Below are 21,439 nucleotides of genomic sequence, written 5' to 3'. Positions count from 1 at the left end.
AAGTAGTTGCCCCTGAAGCGAAAGGGCGCGAGTAAGTGATTGCTCGCGCCCTGTAAAAAAATAACCTTGGTAGTTATCGGACAGTCTTTGCGGTCTGTCAAACGTTACCAGTCAAAAAACACGCCATCCATCCAGTAATGATTTTGCCAAGATTCAAATCGTTGTTTTTTAATGGTTTTCCCTTTTGTCTGAAAGGAAGAAACTTTTTCTGCCTACTATGGTCGCGGCTTTCATTTAGATCAGAAACTGTCCCCAATATTGGGTGCTGTTATAAAGCCTGTACTCAATAAGTCGTCCGGCGCGATAACTAATCGACCATCGGCTCGAGTGGAACAGGGGTTATGACCGGTTTTGTTATAGATGGGTCTTATCATGAGCCGTAACCCGCCCGATTATTGCGCATGATCGAGAAATTCAGCGCCACGGCGACACACAGCCAGGCCAGATAGGGAAACAGGATCAATCCGGTGATCACGTCCAGGCGCAAGGCCAGGATCACCATCGCTGCGACGACCAACCACAACAGCACGAGAATGATCATCGCGGCAACGATCCGCTGCGCGCCGAAGAACACCGGCGTCCACAGCGTGTTCAGCGCAATCTGCGCCGCCCACAATGCCAGCACCTGTTCGCTGCCGGGAATCAGGGTCAAGCGGTAGCCAACCCAGGCCAGCAGCAGGTAGATCGTCGTCCACGCCACCGGAAACACCCAGTTGGGTGGCGTGAACTTCGGTTTGTTGAGCTGCGCGTACCATTGGCCGGGCTGGAAAACCATGCCGGTGGTGGCCGCCGCACCGCAAGCGATCAGGAAAATCAGGAAAGTCACCATTTCTTACTCCTTGGCCGCAGCCAGTCTGCCTCGGTTACTCCGCCGCAGCGGTCGTTCATTCCGATCTTGAGCACATCAATTCACTGACCCGCGCTACCAGTGTGTCGACCGCGAAGGGCTTGGTCAGCACCTGCATGCCAGGGCCAAGTTGACCGGCGCCGATCACTGCGTTCTCCGCATATCCGGTAATGAAGAGCGTGGTCAGGTTCGGGCGGATCTCCCGGCCGGCATCCGCCAGCTGCCGGCCGTTCATGCCACCCGGCAGGCCGACATCGGTGATCAGCAGGTCGATGCGCACGTTCGATTGCAACACCTTCAGTCCGGCAACGCTGTCGCCCGCCTCAAGCAGGTTGTAGCCGAGATCGCCGAGCACTTCGGTCAACAAGGCGCGCACGGTGGGTTCATCGTCGACCACCAGAATGGTCTCGCTGGCCTTGGGCACCACCGCCGGTGCGATGTGCTTGTCATCGTGGCTCTGCACGGGATCGCCACGGTGACGAGGCAGGTAGATGCACATCGTGGTGCCCCGGTCGACCTGCGAGTGCACGCGCACCTGGCCGCCGGATTGCTTGGCGAACCCGTAGATCATCGACAACCCCAGCCCGGTGCCCTGGCCTAGCGGTTTGGTGGTAAAGAACGGGTCGAAGGCCTTGGCGATGACATCGGCCGACATGCCGGTGCCGGTATCGGTGACACACAGACACACATACTCGCCCTCGGGCATGTCCAGCGCGCCGGCGGTCTCGGCATCCATGATGCGATTGGCGGTCTCGATGGTGATGCGTCCGCCGTCGGGCATTGCATCGCGGGCGTTGATACACAGGTTGAGCAGGGCGTTTTCCAGTTGACTGGCATCGACCAGTGTCGGCCAGAGCACCGGCGAGCCGATGGTTTCCAAGAGAATGCTCGGGCCCACCGTGCGCTGGATCAGTTCAGTCATGCCGGTCATCAGCGTGTTGACGTCGGTGGGCCGCGGATCGAGGGTCTGGCGTCTGGAGAAGGCCAGCAGGCGGTGGGTGAGGGCGGCGGCACGCTTGACCGCGCCTTGTGCAGTCACCATGTACTTGTCGACTTCGTTCAAGCGGCCCTGATTGATCCGCGCACCCATCAACTCCAGCGCGCCGGAAATGCCGGCCAGCAAGTTGTTGAAATCGTGAGCGAGGCCTCCCGTCAGTTGGCCGACCGCTTCCATCTTCTGCGATTGACGCAGTTTCTCCTCTGCCTGCATCAACTCGGCGGTGCGCGATGACACCCGTTGTTCGAGGGTGTCGTTGAGCGAACGCAACGCGGCAATAGCCCGGTCGCGCTCCGCCTCGACGGTGCGGCGCTCCTCGACATCAATCAGCACGCCGGGAAAGCGCAGCGGCGTTGCGTCCTCTGCACATTCAACACGCCCGTTCGCCTCGATCCACTGGTATCTGCCGTCCTCGCGCCGTACACGGTACTGATGGGAATAAGCGCCTCCACGACTAATGGCTTCGTCGATTGCCGTGGTCAGGCTATCGCGGTCGTCGGGGTGCACGCTGGTGATCACTTGTTCGAGGCTTAGGCCTTCACGCCCCAGTGCCGGGTCGAGATTGAACACCTGGGCAAAGCCTTCGTCGATGGCAAAACGGTCGGTCAGCAAATCCCAGTGCCAGGTGCCGATAATGGCGCCGGCCGCGAGCGCCAGTTGCACGCGCTCGACGTTTTCCCGGGCGATCGCCTCACTGGCTCGCAAGCGGTCTTCTGCCGCGCGCCGCTCGGTGACGTCGTTGAACAGGATCGCGATCTGCCGGTCGGCCGGGTCACCGACCCGCACCGCGCGCACATCGAACCAGCGCTCGAAGGTATTGGCGTAGTTCTCGAAATTCGCCGGCTCCCCGGTCTTGGCCACGTGGCCGTAGGTTTCGAACCAGAAGCGTTCCAGATTGGGCGCGAATTCGGTCACCCATTTACCGCGCAGGTTGACCCCGCACTGGCGCTCGAACGCCGGGTTGGCCTCGACGAAGTAGTAGTCGACAGGCTCGTCGTTGGCGTCGAATTTGACTTTGACGATGGCAAACGCCGACTCGATGGTTTCCAGAATGGTACTGAAACGCTCTTCACTCCGGCGCAACGCCGTTTCGGCACTGCGCGAGCGCGTGAGGTCAAGCATCGCGCCGATCATGCGTTCGGCCTGGCCGGATTGATTGCGGATCAAGTGCCCGCGATCGAGCACCTCGGCATAGGAACCGTCCTGACAGCAGAACCGATACTCCGCACTCCATGTCGTGCCGTCGCCCTCGATGGCGGCGTGGATCGATGCCTGCACCCGCGCCTGATCCTGAGGATGGATCCGCGCGAACCGCCAGTCGCCACTGGGATCAACGTTCTCCAGCGCGAAACCGTACGCCTGTTGCAACGCCTGGTTCCAGATGATCTGGTTGGTTTGCAGGTCCCAGTCCCACACCGCATCACTGGTGGCCATGACGGCCAGTCGATAGCGTTCCTTGGTTTCGATTATGGCGCGCCCGTACAGATGCTCCTGAGTACGGTCGCGGAGAATTTTCACGAAGCCCAAATGAGTCTGGTCTTCATCGTAGAGCGGCATCAGCTCGCCAGAGGCCCAGAATCGCTCGCCGTCCTTGCGCAAATGCCATCGCTCATCGTAGGCACGGCCTTCGACAAGGGCGCGCTGCATTTCCTGTTCGACCCGGCCGGCGGCGCGGTCCTCAGGTGTGAAAAAGCAGGCCGCGCTCTGGCCGCGAACCTCTTCGGCGGACCAGCCCAGCACATTGGTTGCGCCGCAGTTCCATTCCGTGATGTATCCGCCGAGGTCAGTGACGACCATCGCGAAATCCACTGCACTCTCGAAAACCGCGCGCTGCCGCGCCTCACTACGAGCGAGCGCGGCCTGACTGGCGTGCAGTCGCGCCGTGATGTCGCGCTCATCGTCGGCTACAGTGCTCTGCAAGGCGGCGCGTAATCGCTTGACCTCGGACTCGAGCGCTTCGCGACTAAGGTGTTTGAGGGTGTCCATCTCGCCTTCTTGGTTGAATTTTTCAGGGGCCGATTCAGAGGGTCGGGCATGCCCGACAGGTGCCGTCAATATCGGGAAGCGTTGTGGCTGCTGATCCGTTGACAGGTTGCTTCGTCGTTAAGTTTCACTGATGGAGCAAGGTCGTTTTGGGCGAACACTGATTTCAAAACGATTCGCCGTTATCCAGGCGCGCCAACAGTGCCTGGCCGCGTTGCCAGAGTGCCTGTTGTTTGGTTTCCGGCATGCGGTCGAGGTTCCTGTACATCATGCTCATGCGCTGATTGCCGCGCAGCAGTTCACCGTGGCGCATCAGGAAATGCCAATACAGCGCATTGAACGGACAGGCATTGTCCGCCGTGCTTTCGCTGACCTTGTACGCGCAACCGCGGCAGTAATCGGACATGCGATTGATGTACTGGCCGCTGGCGCAATAGGGTTTGGAACCGAGATAACCGCCATCGGCGTGCATGACCATGCCCAGCGTGTTGGGCAGCTCGACCCAGTCGAAGGCGTCCATGTAGATCGCCAGATACCACTCGCAGATCTGACTCGGCGCGATACCGGCGAGCAGGGCGAAGTTGCCGGTGACCATCAGTCGCTGAATGTGATGCGCGTAGGCGTGTTGCAAGCTTTGCCCGATGGCGTGGCGCATGCAGTTCATCTGGGTGTCACCCGTCCAGTAGAACTCGGGCAATGCCCGGGTGTTGCCGAACGAGTTGCCATGCGCGTAATCCGGCATCTTCAGCCAGTACACGCCGCGCACATATTCACGCCAGCCAATCAGCTGCCTAATGAAGCCTTCGGCGGCATTGAGCGCAACGCTGCCGGCCCAGTACGCCGACTCCACATCGCTGCACAGCTGGCGCAGATCCAGCAGGCCGATGTTGAGCGCCGCACTGATGCGCGCATGAAACAGGAACGGCTCGTCACTGGCCATGGCGTCCTGGTAATCGCCAAACCCCGCCAGGCCATAATCAAGAAAATACGCCCAGAGTGCCTGCGCATCGGCATGGGTGACGGGATAGTTGAAGTCATCGAGCGCGCCGTAGTGCTGGCTGAAGCGCGCCTTGACCAGTGCCAGTACATCGCGGGTGATGGCGTCGTTTTTGAAGCGTGCCGGGTAGGGCGCTTTGACGCCCTTGGGCAGGGCCTTGCGATTCTCGGCATCGAAGTTCCACGCGCCGCCCACTGGCGAGCCGTCACCATTGAGCAGCAAGCGGCTCTTGCGACGCATCTCACGGTAGAAAAACTCCATGCGCAGCTGTTTCTTGCCCTCGGCCCATGCGGCAAATTCTTCGCGACTGCACAGAAAACGCGTATCGGCGTGCCAGTGGATGGGCAAACCGCATTCGTTGATCGAGTGCTCCAGTCGCCAGTCGCCACACTCGGTGATGTGCACTTGCTCGGCCTGTAACAACGCTTGCCAGCGTTTCAGCTCACCGGGCACCGAACCGCTGTTATCCGGATCATCCAGGGTCACGTATTCAACCCGCGTACCCTGATCCCGCAACGCCTGGGCGAAATGGCGCATGGCGCTGAAGATCAGGGCAATCTTTTGTGGATGGTGGGGCACATGGCTGGCTTCTTCCATGACTTCAACCAGCAACACCGTGTCGCGCTCGGCATCGAGTGCCTGTAAGGAAGCCAGGTCGAAGGACAACTGGTCGCCCAGTACCAGACACAAGCGGCGGGTAACGTTCATTCAATGGAGCTCTGCGTTTTACGGTTCATTGGCTTGATTCGGCGCCCTGGCGACGGAAGAACAAAGTCACCTGACCGACTTCGACCCCGAACTTGGACATGCTGGTGCGGTTGATCAACGTGTCCTCGTCCATCAAGTACATCCAGTCGTCCATGCTCATTTCATAGGTCGAGTCGTCGACCGGTACGTTCAGCCGATAACGCCAGTGAAGTGTGTTGCCCGCCACCTGGCCTTGGGCAACCCCTACGACATCACCGGCGCGGCCGCTCCAGCGTCCCTGGCCCTCGGGCGTCAATGTCCATACACGGTGTTGGCGGGTGCCATCGCTGTACAGGAAGCGCTCGTCGAGAATCAGGTTGTTGCCTTCGCGGCGGCTGACAATGTTGACTTCGAAACGCTTGGTCACTTCGCCGCCGCGCTTCTGAAACATCCCCCAGGCCTTGACGGGCTGGCTGAAAAAACGCTGCAGATCGAGCGCCGGTTGTTGATCGGCATAGCGAGTGACATCCACGTTGGTGCAGCTTGCGATGCTGAGTATCAGTGTCAGTAACAGCACTAATCGAGTCATTGCTTTACTCCCTGATGGCAGAGGGGGTCGAGGGACCGCGCTGGAAATGCTTTCTTGTACGCCATGAAGCGCGCGTACAGGGTTGCGGCCGTCTAATTTCGTTTTTCCGCGCCAGGTTTGCGCGGCATGGCGGATCAGTACCCAAAATAATTGTACGAAGATGGTAATTCTGTATAGGTTTTGTTCAAGATAGGCGGAAAAAAGCCACCTGACAATCAAGCGGCAATTTTTTCGCGCAAATGCGCAGAACCGACATCACAAGCTGAAGGCTTGCCTGGGTAGCGGGGAGAGGGCGCGAATAGTGTTCACTGTGGTTTGCGGTGCTGTCGCCAGCAGGCGGAAAAAGGCCCGGATTACTCCGGGCCAGTCATGCACATCAGTGCGAATCCGCCTCGCTCGCAGCCTCGGCAGCGGATCTTTCCCTGCGCCTCTGGAGCCAACTGTAGAACGCATGCACGGGATGAAGGACGGCGGTGAGTACGCCGAGCAGCAGGATGGTGAAAAGGATGATCAGCGGGATGCTTTCGTGCGAGAACATGGTGGGTTACTCCTGTAGTCACTATGTCGTAACCCGCAGACTAGACGCATCGAACCCTGTTTTCGATGAATGAATGTTCATCCTTGAACGCTTCGGGTGTGTTACGGCGAATCCTCCGGACGCATGGTCAGGATGATTTTTCCGACATTCCCTGACGACTCCATTCGCCGGTGAGCATCGGCAGCCCGCGCGAGCGCAAATGTGCTGTCCACCACCGGTTCCAGGCTCCCTGCGCCGTCGAAGCGATCGAGCCAATGCTCACGGAAGCGCTGGATCATGGCGTGCTTTTCCGGTTGGGTGCGGGATTTCATTACCGTGCCGATGATTTGCAGATGCCGATAGAGGATGTGTTCGAGCTCCACGCTTACCTGGCCGCCACCGCCCAGAATCCCGACCTGCACCAGTCGGCCACCGTGAGCAAGCGAGGCAATGTTGCGTGCGAAGTAGGGTTGGCCGATGAAGTCGATGACCACATCGACCCCTCGACCCTCGGTCTTGTCGGCAATGACTTGGGCGAAGTCCTGGGTCTTGTAGTCAATCGCGACGTCAGCCCCCAGATGTTCGACACGCGATAACTTGCTGCCCTCTGTGGTGGCATACACGGTGGCGCCGGTGGCGTAGGCCAGTTGCACGGCGGCGGAGCCGACACCGCCGGCCGCCGCATGAATCAACACCGAGTCGCCGGACTTGAGGCGAGCCAGGTGCATCATCGCTTCATGGGCGGTGACGAACACCTCCGGGATAGCCGCTGCGTGTACATAATCCAGCTGCGCGGGGATCGGCATGGCCATGCGGTAGTCGATGCGCGCCAGTTCGGCATAGGCGCCACCACCAACGACGCCCATCACTCGGTCTCCTGCGGCGTAGCCGGTCACTTCGCTGCCTGTCTCGATCACCTCGCCAGCGATCTCCAGTCCGATGATCAGCGAGTCACCGAAATTCGGATGCCCATAACCACCGGTGCGATGGGTCAGGTCGGCACGGTTCACGCCAGCGGCGTAAACCCGCACCAGAAGGTCGGTGGGGCGGACTTCGGGGTCGGGCGCATCGACGAGCTCCAGGACATCTGCGGCGCCGAATTCTCTGATGTTGATCGCTTTCATTGCGGGTTCTTCTCCGAGTCGGAAAACGTGGCATTGGCGATGGCCGATGCAGTGATGGCGCCGGGAAAGCCCACATAAAACGCCAGGTGGGTAATCGCTGCGGCAATTTCGTCCAGGCTGACGCCGTTGGTGATTGCCCGGCGCAAGTGAGCGGGCAATTCTTCTGAGTGCCCCCCGGCAATCAATGCAGCGACGGTAATCAGGCTGCGGTCGCGAAGTGACAATCCAGGATCGGCCCAGATTTGCGGATAAAGCGTTGCGTCGACGAAATCCGACAGCTTGGGTGTGAACGCCCGGGCCGCTTCGCGAGGACTGCTGAAATTGATCGTGGACATGGGAGCTCCCTTAAACCTGGCTGATGAATTTGTGGGTGAGGTAGTGCTCGATGCCTTCAACGCCGCCTTCGGAGCCGTGACCACTTTCTTTCATGCCGCCGAACGGAAGCTCGGTGGCGACGATGCGGTACTGGTTTATCCCGATCATTCCGGCTTCCAGTCCGTCGGCCACGTCGATGGCTGTTCGTGCATTGGAAGTGAACGCGTAGGCCGAAAGGCCATACGGCAATCGATTCGCTTCTTGCAGGCCGTCGGCCAGCTCGTCGAAAGGCATCAACACGGCGATGGGGCCGAAAGGTTCTTCGTGCATGATGCGGGCGTTCATGGGCACGTCTGCCAAAACGGTGGGCTGGAAGAAAAAGCCGTCTCCGGGAAGCGCCTCGCCACCGACCAAGACCCGTGCGCCTTTCTCGACGGCATCGGCTATCAATTGCTCCATCTTGACCAACTGCCTTGGGTTGGCGAGCGGTCCGACCTGAGTCTGTGGATCGAAGCCGTCGCCGATTTTCAGGGCTTTGGTGGCCGTGACAAAGTGATCGACAAACGCTTGATAGGCGCCACGCTGAACGATGAACCGGGTCGACGAGATGCACACCTGGCCGGTACCGCGAAAGCGGTTTGCGACCCCCTCTACTGCGGCTTTCTCAACATCAGCGTCGGCGAATACCAACACCGGGCCGTGGCCTCCCAGTTCCAGGGTGATGGGTTTCACGCCCTCGGCGGCGCGGGCCGACAATAGCCGTCCAATGGGCACCGAGCCGGTGAACGTCACCTTGCGGATGATCGCAGACGCAATGAGCTGGCTGGACACCTGATCCGGTACGCCGAAGACCACCTGCAGCACGCCTTTGGGCAGGCCTGCGTCGTCCAGCGCCCGTGCCAGGGCCAGCGCGGTGGAGGGACTTTCTTCTCCGGGTTTGAGAATCACGCTGCAACCCGCCGCCAGGGCCGCCGACAGTTTGCGTGCAGGCGTGATAGCCGGAAAATTCCACGGCGTGAAAGCTGCGACCGGGCCAATGGCCTGGCGTTTGACCAGTTGCAGTACACCGGGGCGGTTGGCAGGTACAACACGGCCGTCGATGCGCCGAGCGCTTTCGGCGAACCATTCGAAATACTCTGCGGCTCGCACCACTTCATCCATGCTTTCGCTCAGTGGCTTGCCTTCTTCCAGGGTCATCTGCGCTGCAATGTGCGGGGCTCGTTCCAGGATCAGATCGGCGGCGCGTTTGAGGATTTTCGCGCGCTGGTCCGGCACCGTTTGCCGCCATTGTTCGAAGCCCACTCGGGACACTTCCAGGGCGCGGTCAAGGTCGCCGGCAGTGGCGAGGGGAACACGTCCGATTTCACGCCCGGTCGCAGGGTTGACGACGGCTGCCGTAGAGCGACCTTGCGCATCGATCCATTCACCACCGATGAAAAGATAAAGCTGATCGTAGGAGTTGTTCATGGTGTGGCCTTTGGTTGGTTGTCAGGGACGGGCAAGCGCTCCGTGAAGCCAAGTCTATGGAAGGTAAGTCGCTTGATTTAGCTGGCCACGAGGGAATCATTGTTGTCCCCAGAGGTAATATCGGGGGGCCGGGGGAGGGTGTAGCATCCGCACTTGTCTCAAGCGGATTGCAGGTCTGAAGGACGATCAGGATGGATAAACTTTCAAATATGTCGGTGTACGTAAAAGTGGTCGAGATGGGCAGTTTCACGGCCGTTGCGAACCATCTGGACTCCACTGTCGGCAATGTCTCGCGCGCCGTCTCGGCACTTGAAAATGTGCTCGATGCGCGTCTGTTGCAACGATCTACCCGACGTCTTTCGGTGACCGACGCGGGTCGTCGGTTCTACGAGCGATGCATCAAGATCCTGGCTGACCTGGAAAGTGCAGAAGCAGAAGCGAGCAATGCAGCCTTGAAGCCCAGGGGAACCTTGCGCGTGCACTGCGTACCTGGACTTGCTCGGCACCTGGTGACCGGCGCAGTGCTGGCGTACCGCAATGAATTTCCGGACGTCACCGTGGATCTGATGCTCTCGCAACGCATGCCCAACCTGCTCGAGGACCAGTTGGATGTCTCGATCCTGATTGCCCGTACGCTGCCGGATTCAGCGTATGTCAGTCAGAAGATCGGCGTCAGTCATTGCGTTCTGGCCGCGTCGCCCGACTATCTGGAACGACACGGAACCCCGACCACGCCTGACGAACTCAGCGCTCATCAATGCTTGCTGCTCGGAACGGTGGACTATGTGCGGGATGAGTGGCAGCTCAAGAGCAAAGCAGGTGACGCGACCTTCGTTCCCACCGGACCGAGCTTCAGCGTGAATGACATGGACGCGATGGCGGTCGCCATTCGGCAAGGGGCCGGTATCGGCTTGCTGGCTGGATTTACCGCTATCGATGATTTTCGCTCTGGCCAACTGGTTCGGGTTCTGCCTGACTACCATACGTATGAGCGAAACGTGTATGCGGTCTACACGTCTCGACAGTTCGTCGATGCCAAGATCACACGCTTTATCGACAGTTTGAAGGACCGTGTGGGGAGTCAGCTGGCAGCAACGGCTCAGGCACTTATCGATTGAAAGCCCCAGGCCGCATCGGTGAGGCAGGGGACTGCAAGGATTGAATGCCGCGCATCCCCGGTTGCGCGGCAAGATAGTGTTTCGAGACTCAGCAAGCGATCAAGAGCACAACGGCGTGCTCACAATGCAAACGTAGTCCCGCGAGTATTCACAAAAAGCGAGTAGATCGAGTGACTGCTTGCCATGAACAGCCTGTTCCCTTCGCGCCCCCCGAAGCACAGGTTCGGGCAGCGCTCTGGCAGCGAAATATGGCCGATGGCCTTGCCCTGTGGATTGAAAACCCGCACGCCGTCGAGTTTTTCCAGGTCGGCCCTGGGATCTCCATTGCCGCCCCAGCCGCACCACAGGTTGCCCGTTTCGTCGCACTTGATACCGTCGATTGCCGCATAGTCCAGCCCCTCGATGTGCTTGCGGCGCTCGCCCAGTGTGCCGTCGTCCTTCACGGCAATTGCCCAGATCAAGCGATTGGGTTTGGCGCGGCCTTCGACGACATACAGGGTCTTCTCGTCGGGAGAAAAGCACAGACCATTGGGGCCGTTCAGGTCGTCGATGACCCGAGTGACCTTTCTGCTCTCACCGTCGATGCGGTAAACGGCGTGGGGTTGGCTCGGGGTGATTTTGTGGCCTTCGTAGTTGTTGCCGGTCTGGAATGGCGGATCGGTAAACCAGATCGATCCGTCACTTTTGCAGACGATGTCGTTGGGCGAGTTGAAGGGCTTGCCCTCGAAGCTGTCGGCCAGCACGGTGGTCGTGCCGTTGTATTCGGTGCGCGTGATGCGGCGGCCTTCGCTGGTGGTGGTAGAGCCTTCGCAGACGATAAGCCGCCCTTGGCGATCCCGGCACATCCCGTTGGAGAAGTTCGAGTGCTCACGGTAGACGGTGAAGGTCTCGGTGATTTCATCCCAGCGCATGATGCGATTATTGGGGATGTCGCTGACCAGCAAATAGCGGCCATCGCCGATCCAGACCGGTCCTTCGGCCCAGCGCATGCCGGTGGCAAGTTTTTCCACACTGGCGTTGAAAATACGCAAGTCGAGGAAGCTGTCGTCGAGGATGTGAATCAGGGGATCCGGGTAGCGTTGACTCAACGGTTCGGCGGCTTCAGCGAGACTGGGCAGCAAGGTGCTGCCGGTGGCGAGAGTGGCAGAAACAGCGAGGGATTTTTTCAGGAAGCTGCGGCGGGTATTGCCCTTTACCTGTTCGAGGCTTTCAGGCTTGGCGGCCAGGGATGAGTCCATGTAGCGATCTCCGTGGTTTTATTTTTTTTGAGGAGACTTAGTAATATCCTGTGATAGGACATCGTACAAGTTAATCATTTTCCAACCCCGACAGGACTTGGCGTTGGAGGCGCGTCGGTTAAGGCTGAGGGCCAGGATTCCATATAGCCCAAGCGCAGCTTTTTATTCCCAAAACGAAGTTCATATTAATTTTATAGTGCGTTTTAATCTAATCAGGTTTTTCCTGATTGGAGCATTCGCACTTGAAGATCCCGACACATTTGACACTTGGCCTGGCGCTCGCCGTCAGTTGCTCTGCAGCATTCGCGGGGCCCACCCTTGATCGCGTGACGCAAAAAGGTGAACTCACCGGTGTCCTGATGGAGAGTTACCCGCCGTTCTCTTTTCTCAATGACCAGAACCAGCTCGACGGCTTTGATGTGGATGTCGCTAAAGCAGTGGCCGAGCGCCTTGGGGTCAAGCTGAAACTTGAAACGCCTTCCTGGGACGTGATTGCCGCGGGGCACTGGAACGGTCGATATGACATCTGCGTGTGCTCGATGACACCGAGCAAGGCGCGGGCCGAAGTGTTCGACTTCCCCGTGGAGTATTACCAGTCGCCGGCGGTGATCGTGGTCAATGCAAAGGACAAGGAGATTGCCACTGGCAAGGACTTGTCCGGCAAAAAAGTCGGTGTGATCAGTGCGTCGACTTATGAGGCCTATCTGAACAAGGATCTGGTCATTGAAGGGGCCGAGGACAAACCGTTGAGCTATCCGTTCGACAATGTCCAGATCGCCCCTTACGACAACGAAACCGTTGCCTTCCAGGATCTCGCACTGGGTACCGGCGTGCGCCTGGATGCCATGGTCACCAACCTGATCACCGCGCGTGAACGCATCACTCAGGATCCGCGCTTCAAGATTGCCGGAGATCCACTGTATGCCGAACCGAACGTCGTGGCGGTCGAAAAAGGCGATCCGCAATGGAATGCGAAAGTCACCGAAGTCATCGCACAACTCAAGACTGACGGCACGCTGAGCAAAATATCCCGCAAGTGGATCGGTTCTGATATCAGCCAATGACAGCCATTAACCCGCATCCGGCCAAAGCGGCTGTTACCCCGCAAAAGCAGCCGCCACTGACACGTCAGCTGTTCGGCTTTCGCACGCGCCTGTATCTGACGTGGGCGGCGCTGTCGGGTCTGGGCGTGTGGTTTTTCATGCGCTTCGATCTGAAGTTTTCGATCATTCTGGAGAAGTGGCCCAACCTGGTCGGCCTGCATCTGGGCCCGAACGGGTTCTTGCAGGGCGCTGCGCTGACGATATTCCTGTGTTTCTGCTCGATCTGGTTTTCGTTATTGCTGGGCTTTGTCACCGCGCTGGCCAGGCTGTCGAGCAGTGCCGTGGCGTTTGGTATCGCCAGCTTCTACGCCTCGTTCTTTCGCGGCACGCCGCTGTTGATCCAGATCCTGTTGATCTATCTGGGGCTGCCGCAGTTGGGCGTGGTGCCGGGTGCAATCAGCGCCGGGATCATCGCGCTGTCGCTCAACTACGGGGCTTATCTGAGTGAGATTTTTCGTGCCGGCATTCTCGCGGTTGCCCCTGGTCAGCGCGAAGCAGCAGCCGCACTGGGCCTGAGACCGGCCGCGACGTTCATCCATATCATCCTGCCGCAAGCCATGCGCACGATCATTCCGCCGACCACCAGCCAGTTCATCTCGATGCTCAAGGATTCTTCCCTGATTTCGGTCATGGGGGTCTGGGAAGTGATGTTTCTGGCGCAGTCGTACGGGCGTTCGTCCTACCGTTACATTGAAATGCTGACCACCGCAGCCGCCATCTATTGGCTGTTATCCATCGGTCTCGAACTGATCCAGCATCGCCTCGAACGCCATTACGGCAGAGGCTTCAAGCATCAGCGCTGAGCCATTCCGTTAAATGATCTCTTGCAGGAACCCAGATGTCCGATCCTAAACCTCTGCTGTTTGCACTTTATGAACAAGCCAGCGTCGGGTGCGGCGGTGCGCCGAGTCTGTGGACGCACCCGGCTGACGAACGCCTGGCGATCAATTCGCTGGGCTACTGGTCAAACCTGGCGCGGATTGCCGATCAGGCGCACCTCGATATGTTGTTCTTTGGTGATGTGCTGGGCTTCTACGATGTGCTGGGTGGCAACGCCGATGCGGCAGTGAAATGGGCGGTGGAGGCACCGGCCAACGATCCGTTGATGATCATTCCGGCGTTGGCGGCCGTGACGGAAAACCTGGCGTTTGGTGTCACGGTGACCACCAGTTATGAGCACCCGTTTACCCACGCCCGGCGCTTCAGCACGCTTGATCACCTCACCAATGGGCGAGTGGGGTGGAATATCGTCACCTCTTACCTTTCCAGCGCCGCCCGCAATTTCGGGCTGGAGCAAATGATCAAGCATGACGATCGCTATGAGCGTGCCGAGGAGTTTCTCGATGTGGTGTACAAACTCTGGGAAGGCAGTTGGGCCGACGACGCCGTGGTGGCCGACAAGGCCCGCCAGCTGTATGCCAGAGGCGACCGGGTGCGACCGATCAATCACGAGGGTGCGCACTATCGCGTCGCCGGGCCGCACCTGACCGCTCCGTCTCCGCAGCGCACCCCGTTGCTGATTCAGGCGGGCTGGTCGGGACGCGGTCGAGAGTTCGCCGCCAAGCATGCGGAACTGATCTTCATCGCCAAATCCAACCCGCAGGAAATCCGTCAGGGCCTGGAAGACATCTGGGCCCAGGCTCAGGCGCGTGGGCGTCAACGTGAAGACGTTAAATCGCTGACGGTATTGCGCATCGTCACGGCCAAAACCGAAATCGAAGCCCAGCGCAAATACGACGAGCTGCAAAGCAACTATCACTTGCAGGCACAACTGGTCAGTTACGCCGGCGACACCGGCATCGACATCAGCCGCTACGCCGACAGCGATGCGCTATCGACGCACACCGAAGGCCTGACCTCATACGTCATGCGCCCCGATGGCAGTGGCAAGCCGCTGACGGCGGGTGATGTGAAAAAGCGCTTCGCCAGCGTTACCCGTGGCAGCGACCTGATTCTCGTCGGAACACCGCAGCAAGTCGCCGATCGCATCGAAGAGCACGCGCGAATTTCCGGCACCAGCGGCTACATGCTCAACCCGTTGATCAGCCCAGGCAGCCTTGAGGACTTTGTCGAACTGGTGATTCCCGAACTGCAAAAGCGTGGGCTGTACCGGACTCAACCGCAGAGTGGCACTTTCCGTTCGCGGTTGCGGGAAGACCGCTCCAGTCACCTGCCTGAGTCGGCCTATGGGGCTTCGTTCCGCTTCGACTAGGCGCTTTAGGGTAGGGGGGAGTCACGCGTCGTGGCGGGCGCAGTGACTCTCATAGAGCTTGCTTGACGTAGGCTTTGCCGGGCGATGGATCACCATTCGTCAGCAAGAGGCCGTGCATCTTCTTGACAGTCAAGTCGTCGGAGGAAATACTCACCAAAAATTCATATAGATGACTAGATAACAAGGTAAATAAAGTCGATGAATTCTCTTTCCAGCGATGTTCGCCTGCCGCTTTACCAACGTTTGCGTGACCACCTCGCTGAGCAGATTGCCAATAATCGCTGGCGCCCGGGGGAGGCCATTCCCACCGAAGCCGCGCTTTCTGCGGAATACCAGCTGTCCACCGGTACCGTGCGTAAAGCGGTCGACGCGCTGGTCAGTGAAGGCATTCTGGAGCGTCAGCAAGGTCGAGGCACCTTCGTTCGCCGGCCTCAATTTCAATCTTCGTTATTCCGTTTCTTCCGTTTTCAGACTGCTGCTGGTGAACGTCAGGTACCCGAGAGTCGCATCCTGTCGATCGAACCGATGATCGCGCCGTCGGCGGTGGCGCAGGCGCTAGGACTGCCACCTGACGCGCCGGTCATTCGCATTGTCCGAGTACGTCTGCTCGATGTTCAGCCGGTGCTCGCCGAAGAAATCTGGCTGCCGCGCAGCCGCTTCCAGCCGCTGCTGGAGATTGACTTGAGTCGCCAAGGGCCGCTGCTGTATCCGATCTACGAAGAGGTTTGCGGTCAGGTCGTCGCCTATGCCGAAGAAACACTCACCGCTGAATCAGTGAATGAGGTGCACGCGCGATTGCTGCAAGTACCGATCAGCAGCCCCGTGGTGGTGATCGAGCGTCTGGCGCGCGATTACGCGGGTACGCCCCTGGAGTGGCGCCGCTCCCGAGGGCATGCCGAACACTTTCGCTACAGCGTGGATATTCGCTAACCCCGTGCCTGGTTAGCGGATCGTTCAGCGGCGAGTCGGTCGCCGCTGGTTTGATCGTTTTGTTTGAGATGACTGGCCCCGAAGCGGCGCGGTTCGCGCTCGGCTGCCTCACGTTCCGCCTATAAGGATAAGAATCATGTTCAGCTGGTATCGCCAAATCACTCCTCGGGAGCGCAAAACGTTTTGGGCCTGCTTCGGCGGATGGTCCCTCGACGCACTGGAAGTACAAATGTTTGGCCTGGCGATTCCGGCTTTGATCGCCGCGTTCGCCTTGACCAAGGGCGATGCGGGGTTGATCAGCGGAGTGACTCTGGTCACGTCAGCTATCGGCGGTTGGGTAGGGGGGACATTGTCCGACCGCTACGGCCGGGTGCGTACGCTGCAGTGGATGATTGTGTGGTTCTCCTTTTTTACTTTTCTCTCCGCGTTTGTCACCGGTTTTAACCAGCTCTTGATCGTCAAGGCGCTCCAGGGTTTCGGCATCGGCGGCGAGTGGGCAGCGGGTGCAGTATTGATGGCCGAAACCATCAATCCGCAGTATCGCGGCAAAGTGATGGGCACCGTACAAAGTGCCTGGGCCGTGGGTTGGGGGCTGGCGGTCGGAGTGTTCACACTGATTTATTCCCTCGTGCCGCAGGACATGGCGTGGCGCGTGATGTTCCTGGTCGGGCTGCTACCGTCGTTTCTGATTATCTGGGTGCGTCGTAATGTCGAGGAGCCCGACAGCTTCCAGCGTCTGCAAAAAGAAAACGCCATCCCGCAAAGTTTCTTCAAATCCCTGGCCGGCATCTTCCGCCCCGATTTGATCCGCGTAACGCTGTTCGGCGGTCTATTGGGGCTGGGTGCGCACGGTGGTTATCACGCGGTGATGACCTGGCTGCCCACGTTTCTCAAGACTGAGCGCAATCTGTCCGTACTGAATTCTGGTGGCTACCTGGCGGTGATCATTTTTGCGTTCTGGTGCGGATGTGTCGTCAGTGGCTTTTTGATCGATCGGATTGGCCGGCGCAAAAACATCGTCCTGTTCGCGCTTTGCTGTGTCGTCACGGTGCAGAGTTATGTGTTCTTGCCGCTGACCAATACCCAGATGCTGTTCCTGGGGTTCCCGCTCGGCTTTTTTGCGGCCGGTATTCCCGCAAGCCTTGGCGCGTTATTCAACGAGCTATACCCGGCAGACGTGCGCGGTGCCGGCGTCGGCTTCTGCTACAACTTTGGCCGAGTGCTTTCCGCGGTGTTCCCGTTCCTCGTCGGTCACATGAGCGACTCCATGTCCCTTGGATCTGCGATTGGTATCGACGCAGGGATTGCCTATGGCGTTGCGGTGATTGCGGCACTTTGTCTGCCGGAAACCCGTGGACGCAGCCTCGAAGCTTCGAATAGATCTGTGGCGGTAACGATCAACGGTAACGAGAGTGCGCGGGCCTGATGCCCATTACCTTCTATTAGATGAACGCTATGACTGATACCTGCTCTATACCAATCACTGGCATCGACTCCCATGCTCATGTGTTCAGCCGTGATCTGAATTTGATCGGTGAACGGCGCTATACCCCTGATTACGACGCCACGCTTGAGCAGTATCTGACGCACTTGCACGCTCATGGCCTGAGTCATGGCGTATTGGTGCAACCGAGCTTTCTAGGCACCGACAATAGCTACTTGTTGGCGGCGTTGAGGCAGGCGCCACAGCAGTTGCGAGGGGTCGTGGTGCTGGAGCCAGGCGTCAGTCGCGTCATGTTGAATGAGATGGATCAGTTGGGTGTGGTCGGCGTCCGCTTGAACCTGGTGGGTAAGGCGCTACCTGATTTTCGTAACAGTGCCTGGAGAGCGTTTTTCAGCCACATTGCTGATCTTGACTGGCATGTCGAGTTGCATCGGGAGGTAAAGGATCTGCCGGGGCTGATCCATCAATTGACGCCGTACGGTTTGAAGTTGGTGATCGATCACTTCGGCCGGCCGGATGCCAATTCAGGCGTCGATCAGCCCGGGTTTTGCGAGTTACTGGAGTTGGGGTCGAAAGGTTCGATCTGGATGAAAGTATCGGGAATCTATCGTTTGGGAGGTACGCCGCAACAGAACATCAATTTCGCTCGAATGGCATTACCCCTGCTGGAACAAAGTTTTGGCCTTCGCCAGTTGGTGTGGGGCAGCGACTGGCCGCATACGCAGCATGAGCAAAGCATCGGTTTTCGCACCGTAGTCGATCAGTTAAAGGCCTTGGAGTGTTCGACGCAGGTTAGCGATTCGCTGCTGGTACAAGTCCCTCGAAGGTTATTCGGTTTTGCAAAAGGCCAGAGCTGAGACTTGCGCGTGCATTCGCAGATGTCCATTCATCTCACCCATTTAAATGAATACCTACAGAACGTTCGACGTACGACGTTGCAGTAAAACCTATCGTGCCTCATCGAGAAGTTCTGTGCAGTAGCAGCAAATTCCAATTACAACAGAGCAGATTCCATGGACACGTCATCCAATGCCGAAGTTGAAAGCACCCAAACGATGTTTGGTTTATCGCGTGCAACGACAGGCGTTACGGTTTCAAACTTCTCTTTCAAATCTGACTGCAGTTTGAGCGTCAGCCCAACCGAGATCCTTTCATGACTCCCTTAGATATAGACCTCTTACTGACCGCATTGGTGAGCGTCCTGGTGCTGGTGGGGCTCATCGTGTCGCGTCTCAAAATGCACCCGCTCCTGGCCTTGTTAGTGGTGTCCGTGGGCGTTGGCTTTGCAACCGGTATGGAGCCGGAAGCCATCGTCTCCCACGTGATGACCGGCGCCGGAAAGACACTGGGGGCAGTAGGGGTCGTCATCGCACTTGGAGCGATGCTGGGCAAAATTCTTGCTGACGCAGGCGTCACAGAGCAGATCGCCGAGGTCATCCTCAAGCGAACATCCGATCGGATGATTCCTTGGGCCATGATGATGGTTGCATTTGTAATTGGCATTCCCATGTTTTTCGAGGTGGGCCTGGTGATCATGCTGCCGCTGATCTTCAGCGTGGCGCGAAAGCTGGAAAGCCAGGCTCGCTTCAAAGGTTCAGCGTATGTGTATGTAGGTGTTCCGGTGATTGCGGCACTTGCAGCCATGCACGGGATGGTACCGCCGCACCCTGGCCCCTTGACGGCCATCGCTGCGCTCAAAACCTCGGTTGGGCCCACAATGCTCTATGGTTTCCTTGCGGCAATTCCTGCAATGATCTTAGGAGGCCCGCTTTATGGCGCATTCATTTCGCCGCGTATGAGCACTCGGCCGGATCAGGTTTTGCTGGATCAGTTCACCCTCGCCGAAAAAGCCGACGATCAACCTAGCACCAGCGTGTGCCTTGGTGTGCTGGCAGCCTTGCTACCGGCGATCCTGATGCTGATTCATGCCGTCGCTGAGATGCTATTACCCAAGGGCAATGCGATCCTGAAGATGGCTAGTTTCTTGGGCAATCCCCTGATAGCGATGCTTCTGGGCGTTCTGTTCGCAGGGGCGAGTCTGGTACTCGTGCGGGGTGGCGATGCGGGGCAATTGCGCGAATCTCTGGGCAAGAGTCTCAAGCCAATCGCTTCAATCATCATGATCATCGCCGGCGGTGGTGCCTTTCAGGAGTTGCTGACCAGCGCCAAGGTGGGCGATGCCATTGTGCACCTGACTCAACAGTCTGCGTTCCCTCCGCTGATCCTGGGCTGGTTGATTGCGATGCTGCTCTCGGTATCTACCGGTTCAGCCACTGTAGGTATCGTTGGTGCTGCTGGCTTGCTGGCGCCGCTTGCAGGTGCTGATCCAGGCCTCAACCTGCCTCTGCTTGCCTTGTCCATCGGCTGCGGCTCGCTGTTCTTCAACTATGCGAACCATGCGGGCTTCTGGATGGTGAAGGAATCCTTCGGCATGACGATGGGCGAAGCAACCAAGACCATTTCGGTGGTTCAATCCATCGTAGCCGTGGTCGGTTTGATTGTGGTGTTGATGTTGAATGCGGTTGTCACAGTGACTTGATTCAGAATCTGTTCGCAGGTAGTGAGTCTGCCCGGGCGTGTTAGCCGAGTGTGGGAAATAGAGTACGCTCCGGTTTTGACTCCACCCAGGTCAGTTGATCCGCTCGTCTCATCAATAGTCGCTCTGCACCTGATAAAGCAAAGAGGAGACCCGCTATCACATTGCTGCTAAAGCAGCGCCTCACGCGTGCTCTTCAAGCCTGCGCACATCACCCAACGAATCACGTTGCATCGACTGCAAATTCTTTTCAATGGTTTCGCACAGTGCTTCCATTTGAATCTGGTGTTCGCTGTGGCGAAACGGGCTTTGCAGATCGGTGCCGATGCGTTCGATGGCCAGCAGCATGAATCCCACCACGGTCGACGCCAGCGGCGTGAACCAGCCCAGGGATTCGACCAGTCCCACCGGCACGATCAAGCAGAACAGCGAAATAAACAGCCGCGGAAAATAGACGTAAGGGTAGGGCAGCGGGGTATTGGCGATCCGCTCCATGCCGCCCTGACTGTTGGACAGGTCGACCAGCGTCGACTCAAGCCGCGCCAGGCGAATACTGTCCAGATGCCCGGCCTTGTATTCCTTGGCGAGCAAAGTCGCGGAGCCGGTGAGGATATCGTTGGCAAAGTTATTGGTCGTGCCACTGCGGGCGAACTCTTCGGCGGGAATAAACGCCCGCACCTCGTCAGGACAAGGCTGACCTTGCAGATGCGCGGCGAGGCAGTTCACATACGCGACGTGGCGGCGCAGCAGAGTGGATTTGACCGGATTCACCTCGCCGCCGACGTCGTCCAGCAGCGTCAGCACCTGCCGGGCGAAGCTGCGGGAGTTGTTGATCATCGCCCCCCACAACGTCCGCGCTTCCCACCAGCGGTTGTAGGCGCTGCTGTTGCGAAAACTGATCAATACGATCAACGCCGAGCCCAGCAAGGTCAGCGGCATCAGCGGCAGGTTCAGCTTGGCGTTGAGGAACAGCATGAAGTCGACGGTGACGGCGATGTCCCACAGCAGCAACCAGAACAGAGACCAGCCCACGTAGCCCAAGGTCTTGATGATCAGGCGGTATTTTTTGACGATGGCAGCTTTCAAACGGAAACCTCGTGGCGAGCAGTTTGCTTAAACGCTTAAGCTCGGACGACGCCTGGCATCGGCAGTTCCCTGGTGAAGCAGCCAACCGTCAGTCAATCTGCGAAGCCCGGCCATCTGAATGGCCAATGCTTGCGAGAAAAATCCTCGTATTCCGATTGGGCCGCAGATGAACCACGCGGCAAGCTGATGCCGGCGTCGGCGCCATGGCGCCTCGTTCCGTTTCGGCAACGCTGTTTGACGGGGACGGGA

The 21,439-nt window shown here is 58.5% G+C and carries 18 protein-coding genes; 8 read left to right on the top strand and 10 right to left on the bottom strand.

What is annotated here, in order from left to right; translation table 11 throughout:
- Window positions 1-370: 370 nt before the first annotated feature.
- The 8 genes from tspO to QRN46_RS16405 form a co-directional block, all read right to left on the bottom strand.
- Window positions 371-829 carry a tryptophan-rich sensory protein TspO gene (gene tspO, locus QRN46_RS16440; protein WP_285355911.1) on the bottom strand — a complete coding sequence of 153 codons (459 nt, stop codon included), beginning with the start codon at window positions 827-829 and terminating at the stop codon, window positions 371-373.
- 55 nt (window positions 830-884) lie between these two features.
- Window positions 885-3,830 (bottom strand): PAS domain-containing hybrid sensor histidine kinase/response regulator, encoded by a 2,946-nt coding sequence (locus QRN46_RS16435; RefSeq protein WP_285355909.1) that lies wholly within the window; start codon window positions 3,828-3,830, stop codon window positions 885-887.
- Between the two features lie 163 nt (window positions 3,831-3,993).
- Entirely contained in the window at window positions 3,994-5,532 is a 1,539-nt protein-coding gene (locus tag QRN46_RS16430) for a cryptochrome/photolyase family protein (RefSeq protein ID WP_285355907.1), read from the bottom strand.
- Window positions 5,533-5,557: 25 nt separating this feature from the next.
- Window positions 5,558-6,100, bottom strand: a complete 543-nt coding sequence (locus QRN46_RS16425; RefSeq protein WP_285355905.1) for a DUF3833 domain-containing protein — start codon at window positions 6,098-6,100, stop codon at window positions 5,558-5,560.
- 376 nt (window positions 6,101-6,476) lie between these two features.
- The gene (locus QRN46_RS16420) at window positions 6,477-6,638 is read right to left on the bottom strand and encodes a hypothetical protein (protein WP_165369533.1); all 162 of its coding nucleotides are present in this window, start codon (window positions 6,636-6,638) and stop codon (window positions 6,477-6,479) included.
- 101 nt (window positions 6,639-6,739) lie between these two features.
- Window positions 6,740-7,741 carry an NAD(P)H-quinone oxidoreductase gene (locus tag QRN46_RS16415; RefSeq protein ID WP_201818540.1) on the bottom strand — a complete coding sequence of 334 codons (1,002 nt, stop codon included), beginning with the start codon at window positions 7,739-7,741 and terminating at the stop codon, window positions 6,740-6,742.
- On the bottom strand, window positions 7,738-8,076 hold the full coding sequence (locus QRN46_RS16410; protein ID WP_011334218.1) for a carboxymuconolactone decarboxylase family protein: 339 nt from the start codon (window positions 8,074-8,076) through the stop codon (window positions 7,738-7,740). Before QRN46_RS16410 ends, QRN46_RS16415 begins: the two co-directional genes overlap by 4 nt.
- A gap of 10 nt (window positions 8,077-8,086) precedes the next feature.
- Window positions 8,087-9,523 carry an NAD-dependent succinate-semialdehyde dehydrogenase gene (locus QRN46_RS16405; protein ID WP_011334217.1) on the bottom strand — a complete coding sequence of 479 codons (1,437 nt, stop codon included), beginning with the start codon at window positions 9,521-9,523 and terminating at the stop codon, window positions 8,087-8,089.
- 191 nt (window positions 9,524-9,714) lie between these two features.
- Between QRN46_RS16405 and QRN46_RS16400 the strand changes: the two genes are divergently transcribed.
- The gene (locus tag QRN46_RS16400) at window positions 9,715-10,641 is read left to right on the top strand and encodes a LysR family transcriptional regulator (RefSeq protein WP_011334216.1); all 927 of its coding nucleotides are present in this window, start codon (window positions 9,715-9,717) and stop codon (window positions 10,639-10,641) included.
- A 119-nt stretch (window positions 10,642-10,760) separates the two neighbouring features.
- Here the strand turns inward: QRN46_RS16400 and QRN46_RS16395 are convergent, their stop codons facing one another.
- Window positions 10,761-11,879, bottom strand: a complete 1,119-nt coding sequence (locus QRN46_RS16395; RefSeq protein WP_285355899.1) for an SMP-30/gluconolactonase/LRE family protein — start codon at window positions 11,877-11,879, stop codon at window positions 10,761-10,763.
- A gap of 242 nt (window positions 11,880-12,121) precedes the next feature.
- Between QRN46_RS16395 and QRN46_RS16390 the strand changes: the two genes are divergently transcribed.
- The 7 genes from QRN46_RS16390 (at window position 12,122) to QRN46_RS16360 (ending at window position 20,107) form a co-directional block, all read left to right on the top strand.
- Entirely contained in the window at window positions 12,122-12,943 is an 822-nt protein-coding gene (locus QRN46_RS16390; protein ID WP_285355898.1) for an ABC transporter substrate-binding protein, read from the top strand.
- On the top strand, window positions 12,940-13,785 hold the full coding sequence (locus QRN46_RS16385; protein ID WP_011334213.1) for an amino acid ABC transporter permease: 846 nt from the start codon (window positions 12,940-12,942) through the stop codon (window positions 13,783-13,785). Before QRN46_RS16390 ends, QRN46_RS16385 begins: the two co-directional genes overlap by 4 nt.
- A gap of 35 nt (window positions 13,786-13,820) precedes the next feature.
- Window positions 13,821-15,194 carry an LLM class flavin-dependent oxidoreductase gene (locus QRN46_RS16380; RefSeq protein WP_285355895.1) on the top strand — a complete coding sequence of 458 codons (1,374 nt, stop codon included), beginning with the start codon at window positions 13,821-13,823 and terminating at the stop codon, window positions 15,192-15,194.
- Window positions 15,195-15,392: 198 nt separating this feature from the next.
- Window positions 15,393-16,124, top strand: a complete 732-nt coding sequence (locus tag QRN46_RS16375) for a GntR family transcriptional regulator (protein WP_011334211.1) — start codon at window positions 15,393-15,395, stop codon at window positions 16,122-16,124.
- Between the two features lie 136 nt (window positions 16,125-16,260).
- Window positions 16,261-17,550: an MFS transporter gene (locus QRN46_RS16370; protein ID WP_221614637.1), complete on the top strand. Its 1,290-nt coding sequence runs from the start codon at window positions 16,261-16,263 to the stop codon at window positions 17,548-17,550.
- Window positions 17,551-17,579: 29 nt separating this feature from the next.
- Window positions 17,580-18,425 (top strand): amidohydrolase family protein, encoded by an 846-nt coding sequence (locus QRN46_RS16365; protein WP_221614638.1) that lies wholly within the window; start codon window positions 17,580-17,582, stop codon window positions 18,423-18,425.
- A 296-nt stretch (window positions 18,426-18,721) separates the two neighbouring features.
- Complete coding sequence (locus QRN46_RS16360) at window positions 18,722-20,107, top strand: GntP family permease (RefSeq protein ID WP_221614639.1); 1,386 nt, start codon at window positions 18,722-18,724, stop codon at window positions 20,105-20,107.
- Window positions 20,108-20,287: 180 nt separating this feature from the next.
- Here QRN46_RS16360 and QRN46_RS16355 read toward each other — a convergent pair whose 3' ends face one another.
- Window positions 20,288-21,190 (bottom strand): bestrophin family protein, encoded by a 903-nt coding sequence (locus tag QRN46_RS16355; protein WP_285355889.1) that lies wholly within the window; start codon window positions 21,188-21,190, stop codon window positions 20,288-20,290.
- Window positions 21,191-21,439: the final 249 nt, after the last annotated feature.

The organism is Pseudomonas sp. lyk4-R2A-10, assembly GCF_030209075.1.
Taxonomy (GTDB): Bacteria; Pseudomonadota; Gammaproteobacteria; order Pseudomonadales; family Pseudomonadaceae; genus Aquipseudomonas; species Aquipseudomonas glycinae.
This window is presented reverse-complemented; position numbering and strand designations above follow the sequence as displayed.